Origin of the sequence: Gimesia sp. (genome assembly GCF_048262075.1) — a bacterium.
Lineage (GTDB): Bacteria > Planctomycetota > Planctomycetia > Planctomycetales > Planctomycetaceae > Gimesia.
This window is the reverse complement of record NZ_JBLXFK010000020.1, coordinates 23,228-37,959: the sequence shown is the minus strand read 5'-3', so window position 1 is coordinate 37,959 and position 14,732 is coordinate 23,228. Positions and strand designations below refer to the sequence as shown.

8 protein-coding genes are annotated in these 14,732 nt (G+C 49.4%); 6 read left to right on the top strand and 2 right to left on the bottom strand.

The window, feature by feature from the left end; translation table 11 throughout:
• Positions 1 to 174: 174 nt before the first annotated feature.
• Both ACN0YH_RS25655 and ACN0YH_RS25650 read right to left on the bottom strand, forming a co-directional pair.
• Positions 175 to 2,796, bottom strand: a complete 2,622-nt coding sequence (locus tag ACN0YH_RS25655) for a right-handed parallel beta-helix repeat-containing protein (protein WP_417382456.1) — start codon at positions 2,794 to 2,796, stop codon at positions 175 to 177.
• Between the two features lie 666 nt (positions 2,797 to 3,462).
• The gene (locus ACN0YH_RS25650; RefSeq protein ID WP_417382455.1) at positions 3,463 to 3,714 is read right to left on the bottom strand and encodes a hypothetical protein; all 252 of its coding nucleotides are present in this window, start codon (positions 3,712 to 3,714) and stop codon (positions 3,463 to 3,465) included.
• Positions 3,715 to 4,387: 673 nt separating this feature from the next.
• On the opposite strand from ACN0YH_RS25650, the gene ACN0YH_RS25645 reads away from it, so the two are divergent.
• From ACN0YH_RS25645 to ACN0YH_RS25620, 6 genes are all read left to right on the top strand, one after another.
• Positions 4,388 to 4,951, top strand: coding sequence for an RNA polymerase sigma factor (locus tag ACN0YH_RS25645; protein ID WP_417382454.1), 564 nt, complete (start codon positions 4,388 to 4,390; stop codon positions 4,949 to 4,951).
• A gap of 107 nt (positions 4,952 to 5,058) precedes the next feature.
• Positions 5,059 to 9,189: a protein kinase domain-containing protein gene (locus tag ACN0YH_RS25640; protein ID WP_417382453.1), complete on the top strand. Its 4,131-nt coding sequence runs from the start codon at positions 5,059 to 5,061 to the stop codon at positions 9,187 to 9,189.
• A gap of 200 nt (positions 9,190 to 9,389) precedes the next feature.
• Positions 9,390 to 9,761, top strand: coding sequence for an STAS domain-containing protein (locus tag ACN0YH_RS25635; protein WP_417382452.1), 372 nt, complete (start codon positions 9,390 to 9,392; stop codon positions 9,759 to 9,761).
• A 261-nt stretch (positions 9,762 to 10,022) separates the two neighbouring features.
• Positions 10,023 to 10,958, top strand: coding sequence for an SMP-30/gluconolactonase/LRE family protein (locus ACN0YH_RS25630; protein WP_417382451.1), 936 nt, complete (start codon positions 10,023 to 10,025; stop codon positions 10,956 to 10,958).
• Between the two features lie 430 nt (positions 10,959 to 11,388).
• Positions 11,389 to 12,744, top strand: a complete 1,356-nt coding sequence (locus ACN0YH_RS25625; protein WP_417382450.1) for a DUF1501 domain-containing protein — start codon at positions 11,389 to 11,391, stop codon at positions 12,742 to 12,744.
• 230 nt (positions 12,745 to 12,974) lie between these two features.
• Entirely contained in the window at positions 12,975 to 14,336 is a 1,362-nt protein-coding gene (locus tag ACN0YH_RS25620) for a hypothetical protein (protein ID WP_417382449.1), read from the top strand.
• Positions 14,337 to 14,732: the final 396 nt, after the last annotated feature.

Sequence of the window (14,732 nt, the reverse complement as noted above, 5' to 3'; positions counted from 1 at the left end):
ACTTTTAATGACCCACACGTCCTGGTTCAGAAATGATATCAGACAGTAGAGACATCCTACCTATCAGCAGCGCCTATACTGCACACATATCGCCCCAACCTCTCAAGAGACGAAAACAATTGACCGAACAATTTGAGCAGACACTCAAGCGAACAAAACATTCGCTGCCCCACTTCACTGCGACAGTTCAAGGTCATCAATCCAGATCTCGGCATCCGTATCCCCCTGGCTGATGAAACCCAGCCAGTCGAGTGTCTTCCACTCGGGATGAACGCAGCGCAGGTTTTTGAAATGCCGTGGCTTCTGTCCCGGTAACGTCACAGTCAGATCCCACTTGCCCGCCTGCTCACCGAGCGGTGCCGTGATTTCCAGATTCACCCATTGATCAGTAGGAAAATCCATCAATTCTTTGCCGTTCGCTGCACGTAGCTTGCCTTTTTCAATCCAGAGTGTGGGACCAATCCGATACGGGTTGGATTGATCGCGCCACTCATGCTGAAAGACAGCGGCAGAACTCAGCTTGATCGTAAACGCACAGCGACTGATGCCTTCACGATGATGCGGCGAGACCACAAACATCGGGTAATAGCGCTGCTTCTGTCCCGGAGTATCAAGCAGCAGTAACGCCTGCGAACCGGAGGGAGCCCCCTTGACTTCCCTGACTTCGACACCGCCCCGCTTCTCATCTTTACTGACCGAACTACTCGGCGGCAGTGCTCCTGCTTCGAAATCTTCAACGAACGATAGCAAAGGTGTTGGCGGCGGGTCTTTCATTTCTGGTAATTTGAGACTACGTGCTTTCGCGATCCATTCCGCGTCTCCATAGAGACCCGCTTTCTCGTAGTCGAATGGTTTAAAGCCGATTTTGAACGCGGGGGAATCTTTCGCCAGTTGAAAATTGTCATTCGCCGGATCGATGAAACGGGGATTGGCGATGATGGAACCCTGGTCTTTTCCGGCAGCCTGCCACTCTGCGAACGTTTTTCCCTGAAAATCGATCGGCTTGTCATCGGTGCGCCAATACAGATTGTGATCCACCTTCACATTTTTGTCTTTCCAGTTCCCGTGAAACAGTTCGCCGGAATTGAAAGCGACAATGTTGCGTTCAAACGTGAAAGACAGATGCTCTTCCACCCGACTGCGTTTCACCTGGTACTCGCGCGAGAAGGCGAAGATATTATTTTGGATCAGGTTATTCCGACCGTAGTGCTGGTGATAGCCGCCCGACCGAGTACGATAGACCAGGTTATTCTCCATCACAATGTCCGTACTCCCTTCGTCATTATACAGTCCCCAGCCGCCGTAGCTCCAGGAGAGGACATCGTGAATCACGTTATTGCTGACGGTTGTGCCCGGTGAAGGTCCCAGGGTATAGACGCCCCCCATGTCACTGAGCCAGCCCCAGCCCAGATGGTGAATGTGGTTAAATTCGATCTTGTTCCGAACAGCGAGACTATCATTGTAACCCCAGCGCCAACCAACCGAGATCCCCGTATAAAAGAAGTCAGCAATCTCGTTGTGTGTCACCGCGTTATCGCCTGACTGACCAATCCAGACACCCACTGCACAGGGAAAAAGACGGCCTCCGTGCCGAATGAGATTGTTATCGACTTTGATCTTTTCAGTCCGTTCTGCTTCTTTGGAAGCAATTCGGGTTTCTCCAATCCGGACGCCGCCTGCACCCAGGTCGAGAAAATCGCAGTGAGTAACGACGCCATCCCGACAGCCCTTGCGAAACCAGAGTCCGTAGGTAGCAACGTGACCAATTTCACAATCCTCAAACCGCAGAGCACGTCCACCGTCAATCATCACCGCAGCTTCGATGGGCGAAGCGGCTTGAGATGGCTCAAACCCTTGCGGCGGCGTGCGCCAGTCCGTGTGCTGAAAACTGAGTCCACGAAAGGTCAGATGTTCCACGAACTTTCCCGAGGCGAAATCTCCCTGGAGAACCAATAATTTCTCAGCAACAGGCGCAAATACATTAGCCTTTTTCGGCGTCTCACCCGGCCGGGGAACATAGTGTAGTTTGCCTTCCGGCGCCAGGTACCATTCCCCCGGTGAATCGAGGGCGGCCCGGTAATTCTCCAGGAAATAAGCCGTATTCCGGGTCAGCGGATTCCATTGCTTCATCTGTCTGCCGGATGTAAAAAGCTTGCCTGTCTCGACGTCGAACCCATCCAGAATTTTCCGGGTATTGTCCCACTTGTGAAAGAAGAGGGCTTGAACTCCAGCACGCTCGGATACCGGGACCTTCCGTAGTGAAGCCAGATCTGCGGGATCAGCATACAACGTCTGTCGGGCAATCGTCCTCGGCTTGGGGCCATCGGTTTTCCCCATGTTCTCCCGGCCGTTTTGTAGGTAGAAGAAAAATTCGTCCGGTTCCCGGGCACGCACCGCTCGTTTCCCGTTGACCCAGAGCTGCTCGAATTTCCACTTCGGATCGACGGTCGCGGTCCACGTGCCATCTGCTTCAATTATGAAATCGGTGATTTGCTGACCCCCAGAGATCACAGGACGACTTCCAGGAGCAGCCTCGTAAATGATCGGCGCTGCTGCGGTACCGGAATCTTCGGGGGTGAAAACGAGAGGCTCTGAGATCGGGTACATTCCCGCTTTGACGACAACGCGCACGGGTTCATTTGGCTGACGTTTACGAATTTCGTCACGGGCAGCGGCAAGCGAGTGAAGCGGCCCTCTGGGTGAGACCTCGAGCACGATTTCCGCATCGACTGTCGAGCTGCCCAAGGCAACAGCCGTGATCAGAACTGTCATCAGGTAAGAGTTAAGCCACTTCATATTTTCTCCAGCTGATGTGCTCTGAGAGCTGCATCACAATTGGTAGTTGCTGCCTCATATCCCCTTCTTAAAGAACGTTTTCTCCAAGACTGTTTTCGCCTTTCAAGGAGCAAACTTTTTAACTTGCCTCCTCAATTCCCGCCATGGGTCATGCTGCAGATGCTGTGTAAGCCACAGCAAATCGAAACGGGGGGCACCAGGTAGATAAAAGCAATCGAAATTCATATCGTAAATCTCGATAAAGATTTTCTATCGTACACTTCGATAGTACACCCACCAAGAATACAAATGAACCTGGCAGAAAGCAATTACACGGAATTGAGACGTTCGGGAAACGAAATGGTATGCATCCATTTGGAAAATACGCGCCAACTCGATTTCCATTCCGTAACGGTGCTTTGCAGAAGTGTGATCAGTGGGAATTCAGAGTTATCTATTTTTATTCCTTATTGATCCAGCCAATCGGTCACAGCTGAACAACCAGAACCCGCCCGTAAACGAAAGTCTGAAAGAGCCTGATTATTCGCAGGCAGAATTTCACCCCAGAATAACTGGAACTAAACACTCCAACTGCATCTCGAGTGCACCGTATTTAAGTATCCGTCTTCGTATTATTTTACTCGATTTCATTATTCCTGGAGACACTACAGTAAAACGGAACACCGTCTATTGCGTGCCATAAGTTTGAACCAGAATATAGTTCTCATCCTCACGCAATTCATACAACAACTTTCCATCGGAGTCACTTCTGGCAACATAAGTACACTCACCATGAGTATATTCTGCTACTTCGAGTAGATTCCCTTCGTCGTCATGTACTGTAGAACGACCATGTAGTCTGCCAGTTTCATCGTAACTGACTGTCGATACATGACCTGAAACCTGATTCACATGTTTTACCACGGGATAAGATTTCATCGAGGGAATGGTCGTGACAGAAATGAGAATAAGTAACAACCAAAACAACACATTCGTTCGCATGTGATTCCCTCATGAACTGAGACCGTCTGCAGCATTTCAACGTAGCGTGACAACATCAAAAATGAACGCCCTGCCCCGTTTGATGGATTGGCTGTTTTCTGTTCGAACATTCTGATTCTCTACCAGACGCTCCCGCCTTAATTTCAAAAAAACCCTCTGAAACCCTGAGAGGAGAACAGCGTTCCAGAGGGCAGGCACAGAATACTTTTCCCCACAGACAACGATCACTGAGACTGTCATCACCAGATCTTCAAATATCAATCACCTTGGTAACACTCGTTTCAACAGCTCCTTAAAGCTTTTCCAGGAACGACTTCGGAGAGAAACAATAGCTGCCCGCCCCCCAGCCTGATTCCATTACCCGCAAAATCTAAAGTCTGTTCTTGCACTCAGACTCACACATGAGTAAAAATGTATATTAAAGAACATTTAAACCGTCCCCCCCTATACACAAAACAGACCACTCCTGAGTAATCACACTGCGATTCGATTTCATTTGACGAACGTCCACATGTAATAGGTGTTGTTCCGTACTACAGTTGTGACAAAAAAATTGTTTCCTCAACCTTTTTTTGAAAATTAACTCCAGTTAGAACGCAGAAAACGGGCCATGAATATTGAGTCAATTTCGACCACACTGATCCATCGTGCCTCCCACGGAGATCCTGCAGCATCGAACAGGTTAATGGAGCTATCAGCCTGGCTTTTACAACGGATGACGAGCCGAATTATTGAGAATAAGGAGGACGCGGAAGACGTTGTTCAGGAAGCATTAGCCGCTGTATTTGAAATCATGTCCAAAGAAGATCTACGCCTGAAACATGGGCGTCATAGCTATACCAGGCTCCTGAAAACATGCTTGCGGAATGTCTCTGCTAATCGTTTTCGCAAAAAACAGGTGAATGCCACCGGGGGCACAGACAACCTGCTCCACATCCAGAACCTGATTGACGAAAACATCGAAACAGTCGAGGAAAAACGAGATATCGCCGAAGGTGTGATTGAATTTGCCGGATTGACAGACAAGGAAAAACAGGTCTTAAGATTATTTTTTCTGTCCGGAACGCCTACCAGAGACATCGCGGATCAAATGGCGTTGACGACTGTCAATATTCGGCAAATACAGTCACGTGCAATCCGAAAAATCCGCGATTTACTGGGAGAAGATCTATAAAGTTTATTGTTCCATACATTTAGCTGTCACATTTCAGCCGGAATCAACACATTAACTATTAGAACGTGTTGGTGACATCAAGCTTATCATGTATTGTGGACACTTTTGTGGTTGACTCAATCTCTTCTACTTGCCCGAATCTCGTGGAGATCTCAGATTACAGTCTGGGTAAACTCGACTTTACTCAAATTGAATCCCTCTCCGAACATTTCGAGATCTGTTCGGCTTGTCGAGATAAACTGGAAAGACTGGACGACGAACCCGATGAACTGATCAACCGGCTCAAAGTACCTCCACTCTCGATTGGCCAGATTTCTCTCGAATACGAAATCGGCTCGGGAGGTATGGGACGTGTTTTTAAAGGTTACGACACTAGGCTGATCCGTCCGGTCGCAGTGAAACTCATTAACACGGAGCGGCAGAAAGAATGGAAAAACCTGGCTGAGCGATTTGAACGGGAAGTGCAAATACTGGCGAGAGTTGAGTCCCCCTATGTCGTGAAAGCACTCTTTGCCGGTGAAGAAAACGGATTCACCTATTTTGTACAAGAGTACGTAGACGGAAAAAACCTGAAAGAGAGAATGAATGAGTCACATTCTCCTCTGTCCTCCCGAGACTCGGCTACAATTATATATCAGGTCGCCTCCGGACTGACTGCAGTACACAAACTGGGTATCGTTCATCGGGATATCCACCCGGGTAATCTCCTGCTTAATACCAGGGGATTCGTTCAGATTGCTGACTTCGGACTGGCATTTGAAGAAGGCCGATCGGACGGTTCCGAATTAACCTCGATGCGACAAGGCTTCGGGCAGGTCAGTTTTGTTGCCCCGGAACAATGGAATTCCGCACGCAACGCCACATCGAGTTCAGACATCTATTCCCTGGGATGCGTCTGGTTCTTTCTGATCACGGGACTCCCCCTCAATCGGGACCCGAAAACACTGCAAATCATCTATCCATCCAACCAGTTCCAAATGGTCAATCGGGCAGATCGAAAACTGTTACAGTCCATGCTGCAGATGAACCCTCAGCAGAGACCAACTGCGGAACAAGTTGTAGCCGCGTTAAAAAACCGGGTGGGGGCTCTTAACTCTGTTGAAGTCATCCTGAAGAAAAAGTCAGATCAGGTTCCCTCAAAATGGAAACGTTCTGTCCTCTTTTTTTGCGCAACCCTGATCGCCTGCTGTTATCTCTTGTTTCTGATGTTGCCACCTCGTGAGAATGACCTCTCGCAGGATGCCAGCCCTACCGTGCCAGCTGTTCCGCCAGCACTTCCAAAATCGATTCCCCTTGAGCAGGATCAGTACGCACTCAGGTTTGATGGTATCGATGATTTTGTGGAAACTCCTTTTGTATACGAGGATGGCGACCCAATTACCTTTGAAGTCTGGCTGACCCCTGATTGTGTAAAAGAGCCACGTTCGATGGAAATCGTCTCGAACGCCGAGACTGCGGGAATCGCGTTAAAACTTTTTGAAGGAACCAGGCCGCAATTCCTGTTTCATGAAGGAACTAATTACGCAGCTCATACCAGATCCAAACCAATCAGCTGTGGCAGCCTGATCCATCTGGCCGGCGTATATGACGGCATCAGCATTGGTGTCTACGTCAACGGAAAAAAACAGGGGCTGAGTTTCCCGGTGAGAAAACGGCACCGACACTCCCCCATTCCCATACATCTCGGTGCTAATCCGGATCCGGCACTGATTGGACGGACGATTGCTGAAAAGAGTCGCTGCTTTGCAGGTTTACTCCACCAGTGTCGCTTCTCGAAAGGGGCCATCTATCAGGATGACTTTGCCCCGGAAAAACTGCTTTCATCCACTGACTCCACCATTCTCCTTTATCATTTCAATACAGATTCCGGCGAGATTGCGAAAGATAAAAGTGGAAATCAATTTGACGGTAAGATTGTCGGAGCGAACTGGGAAAAATATGATCCCCTGAATATTCCCGAGAAAAATGAGCAGTATCAATGGTCTGCCGAACGACCAGCGCCCGTACTGGTAAACGACAGCCCCGCTCGCATCCAGGAGTTGCAACGGGCCTGGGCAGAGCATCTGAAACTTCCTGCAGAAATAGCAGTTCCTGTAGGAGAAAACATCAATATCGATCTGGTTTTGATCCCACCAGGTGAATTTATGCTGGGAACTCTGGAAGAGGCGTTCCAGAAATCAAAATCTCCTTCCAGTCCGGATGATCCCGATCCCCAGTTTGTAACTGCTGATCTCCCTCAGCAACTGGCACGAATTACGAGCCCCTTTTATCTAAGTAAGAATGAAATTTCACGAAAACAGTTTCGGCATTTTATCAATCAGACCAGTTACACGACAGACGCGCAAATTACCAGATCAGATAGTTCTGACTTTGATTTAACCCAAAACAGACCACAAAACACATGGGCCAGTGATCTGGATGGGACACTTAGTGAAAACCACCCCGTCGCCAATCTGAGCTGGTATGACGCCTCTAATTTCTGTGGCTGGTTAACCCGGATCCAGTCTCGATTTGAGTTCAGCTTGCCAGCAGAAGCACAATGGGAATATGCCTGCCGCGCCGGCACGACTTCAAACTGGTACACACCCGATGAATCAGAGCTATCAAAGTATGCCTGGTTTCAATCTACAACGTCTCATCCCTGTGGCCAGCTTCAACCCAATGCCTTTGGTCTGTTCGATATGCATGGAAACGTCTCCGAATGGTGTCAGGACTATTTCTCTGACAAGGACAGTTTCTCCAACTCGGTGAACAACCCCTCCGGGCCCAACACAGGCGTCTATCGCATTATTCGTGGTGGGTCCGCCACTCGGGAAGCAGAAAATTGTCGCTCTGCATCTCGTGAAGGTCTTAAACCGATTTCACGCGATGTTCTGACTGGTTTCCGGGTTTGCGCGATGATCAAATCCCTGTCACCAAACGTCGATAAGCGGGATCAGTTTTCATTACACTTCAATGGCACTGATGATTATGCAGAAGCAGTCTATAATTACCGACGTCCGAATGACCCTCTGACAATAGAGTGCTGGGTTGATATTCCCGAAGCAACCATCAAAGACCAGTTTGCCTCATCGGTTATCTTTGATCTTCATTCCCACATGCGGGCATTTTTCTGTGTACTTCGTAATCACCGGATTCATATGTATTTTCACAAAGGCGAATGGGTCTGGCATTCCTTCTCAGCAGAAATATCACAAGGCAGGCACCACATCGCAGGAGTGTTTGATGGGACAACCCTGAACGCGTTCGTCGATGGTAACATTCCTGAAAAGGTAACAAAGAACCCGGCAGATCGCGTAGCAAGATTTTTAAGGTCGATGTTTCGCATCGGCTCCGGTTCGAGTTATGAGAATTCACAACACCGGGGATTTCAGGGTAATGTTTCCCAGTTTCGGATCAGCGAACAGAGAGTTTATCAACGCGAATTCCAGCCTCCCCCACTGCTCACAAAGCGTTTTTCAACAGTTGCCTTATACCGATTTGAAGAAGGGAAAGGAAAAGTTTTACATGACCTCAGCGGTATGTTTAACCATGCAAGAATCACGGGAGCCGAATGGTCTGTTGCACTTCAACCAGACAAGCAATTGACCAGTCGGGGACTCCAGTTTGACGGAGACGACTGGGTCGAAACTAATTTTCCAGATCAAACCGCAGAACAATTCACCATTGAAGCCTGGGTTTCGCCCGAAACGAATAAGAAACTCGCTCATCAGGTCTTATTTCAGCTCGGCAGTCTCAGTCTGAAATATCATGTAAATAATGGCGAATACTGGACATGGTCTCTTCTGGATCCGCAGTCCCAGGAAATCCCTGTTTCTGCAGTTTCCAGCAAGGATATTGCCCTGAATGATCCCATACATCTCGCTTGTCAGTGGAACGGAAAAACGTGGAAGATGTTTTTAAATGGACTCCCCTGTCGCACTCTTCCCATGCGCGCCGTTCAAAAGGAACGTCTGGCAGAGATCATCAGCACAAGCCTTCATCAAAAGTTACTGATTGGCGGCACCCCCTCCCCAGGGAACGTCCCGTCGCATTGTTTCGAGGGTAAGATTCATGCCTTTAAAATATCCCATGGGGAACGCCATAGAGATTCGTTTACACCACAAAATGATTTTGCTGCGGATGAAGAGACTCTTCTCCTTTACCGCTTTGATCAAAATACAGGTAAAACGGCACAAGACTTATCCAGCAACAAGGCTCATGGAACTTTGCATGGCACAAACTGGCTCACCAATTGATTGTTTACCTGAAAACCAGAGTCGTTTCGTTATTTTCAGGCCATCTTTCCTGAAACGTTTTCTTGAAAACTAAACTTTTTTTAATAGTATGACGATCTGGTAGAATCACATTCAATATTTTGGATGTATACCGTAATATTCAAATCCATGACATTTTATTTTCGATTCTTCTTAAGACGCTTTCCGGTCTGGATACATTAATGATAGATCAACTTGAAATTTTCAAAGTGGAACTGTGTGGGCCCAATTTGATTGTCATTCCCCAGGGGTCCACACTGCATTTTTTATACAGCAACGTTCAGATCGAATCGAACAAGGTATTAAAAATTCTCAATTCGCCGGAATTGAAAAATGTCATTATCGACCTCTTCAAAGTCGAGTATCTGGACTCCATCATAATCAGTTCGATCATTCGTCTGCTGCAACATGCAAAGCAAACCGGCGGACATGCCGTCTTCTGCAATGCCTGCGAAAACATGCAGAACCTGCTCCAATGCATCAAAGTGGGAACTTATTGGCCTCTGTTCGAATCGCGCGAGGCAGCGATTCAGGCCGTCTCCGCTCTCTCATAATTCAACAGACCACAACCGCTAGAGCGCTCACATTTAAGTATAGCGTCTCTCAATCTAATATTCTCAGGCCAAACAGCCCTGGAGACGCTACAGTAAAACGGGACACAATCTAATGGACCGTGAATGCAGCAATACTGCCCACCAGGGACAGCAGAAAGTAAAGTGGCTCAGATCCTTCCCTGTAAAATGGAAATCGGGTACCTTGGGATACCAACTGGATCTTCGTTATTCCCAGGCCATTTACAACAGGAGTGACTACTGATGAAAGCGTTCTTTGTTTTAACCCTCGGCGTGATGTCCTTGATGAGCAACATCGCATTGGCACAGAAATCTTCGACGAAACCGTTTCAGGCGGGCCAGCCACTGGGCGCCGTCAATGAAGCCGGGAAGTTCGTCCCCCTCTCTGACAACGTCAAAGTCTATGGCAGTTTCCGTTTTGCTGAGAGCTGTGTTTATGACGCGACCCGCGATCTGATTGTCGTCATGAACGCCGGCGTGCCTCAAACCCAGGAGGAGAATGATGGCTATGTCTCACTGTTAAACCCGGACGGATCGGTTCACACCACGAAATGGATTGGTGCGACGCGCGACGGGTTAACGCTCAACCATCCGCTCGGCAGCGCGATTCATAACGGGACCCTGTATACCGCTGACATCGACGTGGTCCGCACGTTCGATCTCGCGACAGGCAAACCGGGGAAAGCCTATCCCGTCGAAGGTTCCACATTCCTGAACGGGATCGCCGTCAACAAGGAAGGCACGATCTTTGTTTCCAATTCGCGTCCTGAGTTCCGCGTCTATAAAATCACCGCCGACGGTAAAGTTTCGCTCTTTGTAGATGGTGCTCCCCTCAACATTCCCAATGGCGTAGCAATCGACCAAGACGGAAACGTTGTGGTCGTCAATGTCGGTGACAACGATGTGATGACATTCGATCCTGCCAACGGAAAACTGATCCGCACCGAACATGCCGCCGAAGGGGGCAACGATGGACTGGTGATTCTCCCCGATGGAACCAAGTATGTCAGCAGTGTTCGTTTCGGAAGTGTCTCCAAGATCAGCCCCGGTAAACCCGCCGAGGTCATTGCCTCGGGAATCCCCAGCGCCGCCTCGATGGGATACGATTCGAAACACAAGCAGTTGATCATTCCCATGAATAACAACAATGCCGTGGCTTTTCTCAAACTGAAGGACTAAGCCAGCAACCCGTGATTGAATTCAGGTGTCAGGTTATTCATATGGACCTGACACCTTTTACTTTTCCATTAACTGGCGTGCAGTGAAATCTACCGACGTCGACTGTAACCAGCGGGCATGCATCTGGAAGCGATCAGATGCAGATTAAGAATGAAAGCTATTCTAACAAAGGCACACCGCCGTAAGCCAGCACCATATGAATTTCATTGCAGAGAAGATTAAAGGTGTCGGGTCCATTAAGTATTAGATCTGACATACTCTGTCTCTGTAAAAACGTCGTGTTTGACAACATCATGCTGTGATGAGACTAAACTCTTCTGAACCAACTCATCAAAAAGTGTTGATATTTCTGATCATTCCCCTTATCGTGTATAAACCATGGTTTAAATGATATTTTCTCGGAACGACGTCCCTCCAGGAAACTTGCCTTATGCTGACCATTGAGAGTGGCAAACAACACCGTTTTTGTGATGGCATCTCCCGGCGGAATTTCCTGCAGATCGGTTCTCTGGCCATGGGAGGACTTTCGCTGCCCCAAATTCTGCGGGCGCAGGATCTTTCCGGCAAGCGGGGCTCTCATAAAGCCGTCATCATGATTTTTCTCTCGGGTGGTCCTCCACACCAGGACTGGTTTGATCTCAAACCCGAAGCCCCCGCCGAAATTCGTGGCCCGCGTGTGCCTATCGCCACCAATGTTCCGGGCCTTGATGTTTGTGAATTGATGCCCCAGTTAGCAAAGAGGGCCGACCAGTTTTCCTTTATTCGTTCGATGGTCGGAGCCGAGGGGCGACACGCTTCGTTCCAGTGTATGACAGGCAGAAAAACCAGTCGTCAACCACAGGGAGGCTGGCCGTCGCTGGGGGCAACAGTATCAAAACTACAAGGGGGAACCGATCCAGCTGTGCCTCCCTTTGTCGGATTATCGCCGAAGATGCGCCACTACCCCTGGGCGGATGCAGGGCAACCCGGGTTTCTGGGGGTCGCGCATGCTCCCTTCAAGCCGAGCGCAGAAGGCAAACAAGATATGATCTTGAACACGGTGAATGCAGAGCGGCTGGATGATCGTAAATCACTCCTGGCTTCACTCGATAATATGCGTCGCCAGGCGGAAGTGATCGAAGACATGCAAGGCATCGATGCTTACACAAAACAGGCGTTTGGCATCCTGACATCGAGCAAACTGGCTCAGGCGCTGGATCTTTCAAAAGAGGATCCGAAGTTGCGCGACCGTTATGGTCGTGGCTCAACCAAACCCGCCGGTTACGGCGACGCGGGACCTTTATTGAATGATTATTTTCTGATGGCCCGACGCCTGGTGGAAGCAGGTGTGCGTTGCGTTACATTGGCCTACGGTCGCTGGGACTGGCACGGGAAACCGCACGGTACCATCTTCGAGCATGAAGAAGAGCATTTCCCGATGCTCGACCAGGGACTGACGGCTTTGATGGAGGACCTGCAGAACCGGGGAATGGACAAAGACGTTTCTGTAGTCGTGTGGGGAGAATTCGGCCGTACGCCACGGATCAGTCCCAAGGTGGGACGGGATCATTGGCCGAAAGTTTCCTGTGCCATGCTCGCCGGAGGCGGAATGAAAACGGGGCAGGTGATTGGTTCCACAAACCGTTTCGCCGAACATGTCGAGAGTCGTCCGGTCGGTTTCAATGAGGTCTTTGCCACTCTCTATCATAATCTGGGAATTGACGTGAATTCAGCGACGGTGACTGATCTATCCGGTCGTCCCATGTATCTTGTCGATGGGGGACAACCTATTCGGGAGCTGATCTAAAATATTTCCGTTTTCCGGATAATGGGCCAGTATTGAAAATTCAAACGGGCATTCACCCTGCGAATTGATTTATAATGTCTACAACGAGGACTGGAGTAATCTCTATTTAACCGGACTTCAATCCCGTTTCCCCGACGACAATTTTTTGAGAACAGAAAACGGACACCCTCCCCCTACCCCAGAAGACGGCTGAATCTCCCCTACTTTTATCATGAAATGAAACCTGAACCATGCATCTGATAAACCGAAATATTTGTATCGCCTTGCTGCTGACAACCAGTTTGAACTTTGTCACACCAGCCGCAGAAGGTCAGTCTGCTGCGAAATCAAATCTACGGGCGGGCGTAGCCAAAGTTGACATTACCCCAGCAGAAGTCAAAGAGTTGGAAGTCGTCGGACACCGGCGCAAAGTAACCGGGGTGCGTGACCCCCTGCGGGCGGGAGTACTCGTCCTGGATGACGGCCAGACCAAAGTAGCTATCGTCACCCTCGACCTGATTGGCGCATATACGGAAATCGTGAAACCGGCCCGTCAACAGATCGAAAAAGAAACAGGCATCCCGGCAGCCAATATTATGGTGGCGGCTTCACACAATCACTCTGGTCCCGGCTTCGATGCCAATTCCAACTGGGGAAAAGAACTGATCGCCAAGCTCGGCTCTGCGGCAAAACAGGCGGCGTCGAAAATGACTCCCGTGACGGTCGGCTACGGTGAAGACAAAATCGGATTCAGTATTAATCGCCGCAAGGTCATCAATGGCCGGGCCGTGGTACGACTCAATGAAGAGGGGCCCAATGATCCCCGCGTGAAAGTCCTGCGTTTCGACGACGGAAAATCGCTGACGCCTGTCGCGGTTCTGATGCATGCCGTCTGTCATCCCTGTTTTTTCACCTGGGGCGATAAAGGCTCGCTGCCTTACCCAAACGGTTTTCCGAAAATGAGCGCCGACTTTCCCGGCGAAGCCCAGTCGTTTGTGGAAATGTGCTACGGAGACCAGACCAGTTCGCTGTTCCTGCAGGGCTGCGCGGGCGACATTCGTCCGAATCTGCCCGGCTATCCTTATCGCTGTGCTGATGAAGCCGACATCCAATGGGCCGGCCGAGACCTGGGCAGTGCTGTCGTTCGCACCCTCGCCCGCAGTATGACCCGGGAACAACTCGCCGAGCGTGCCGAATACTATCCGATCCGTGTCGCCAACTCTGTCGTCTCATTACCCGGCAAAGAAGGACGCATTGAAGCAGAACTGCAGGCGATGAAGATTGGCCCCTATCTATTGTTAACCATGCCGGGTGAGCCGATGGTCGAATACGGACTGAAACTGGAAAATGATATCGCCGACCGCGCCACTCCCATCATTGTCGGCTATGCCAATGGACACGTAGGCTACATCGCTACGACTGCTTCCTATAAGGTCGGCGGCTACGAGCCGAATACCTCAAAACTGCTACCGGAAGCAGAACCGATTATTCTCACTGAACTGAGTCTGCTCGCGGACCGTGTGATCGGCGATGTCTTTGAATCGTTCTCCAAACATCCCAAAGACATCAAAAAACGGGAGCAGGCTGAGAAAATACGTGCGGGAAAGAAATAAACCTCCCTCCAGGGATTCGAATTGTCTTTCCCACACTCAGTCCGACAAATTGACCGACCGAGTCCACTTACAGACTGTTTTTCTTGCATAAGAAACAACCCGTTTCTTATTATTCAAAGCCTGATTGACTTTGACGTGGCTTGTTCTCAAGCCCTTCTAGATCCGACTCCCGTTAACGAATCAGGAATTGAGAGCACATTCGATTTAACCATCGTATATCTCACATACTGATTCTCATTAAAATTATACTTGAAGTCCCCAGGTTAATCTGGGACACAGGCTGTTATCTCTGTTTTTGTGAACGTCTTTTGTTATGATTATTTGTCAGAATCAAATTGGCCCCGTCATGCCGGCTTAATTAATCTGACAAGACTCACAGGATTACCAAGGGGCGGA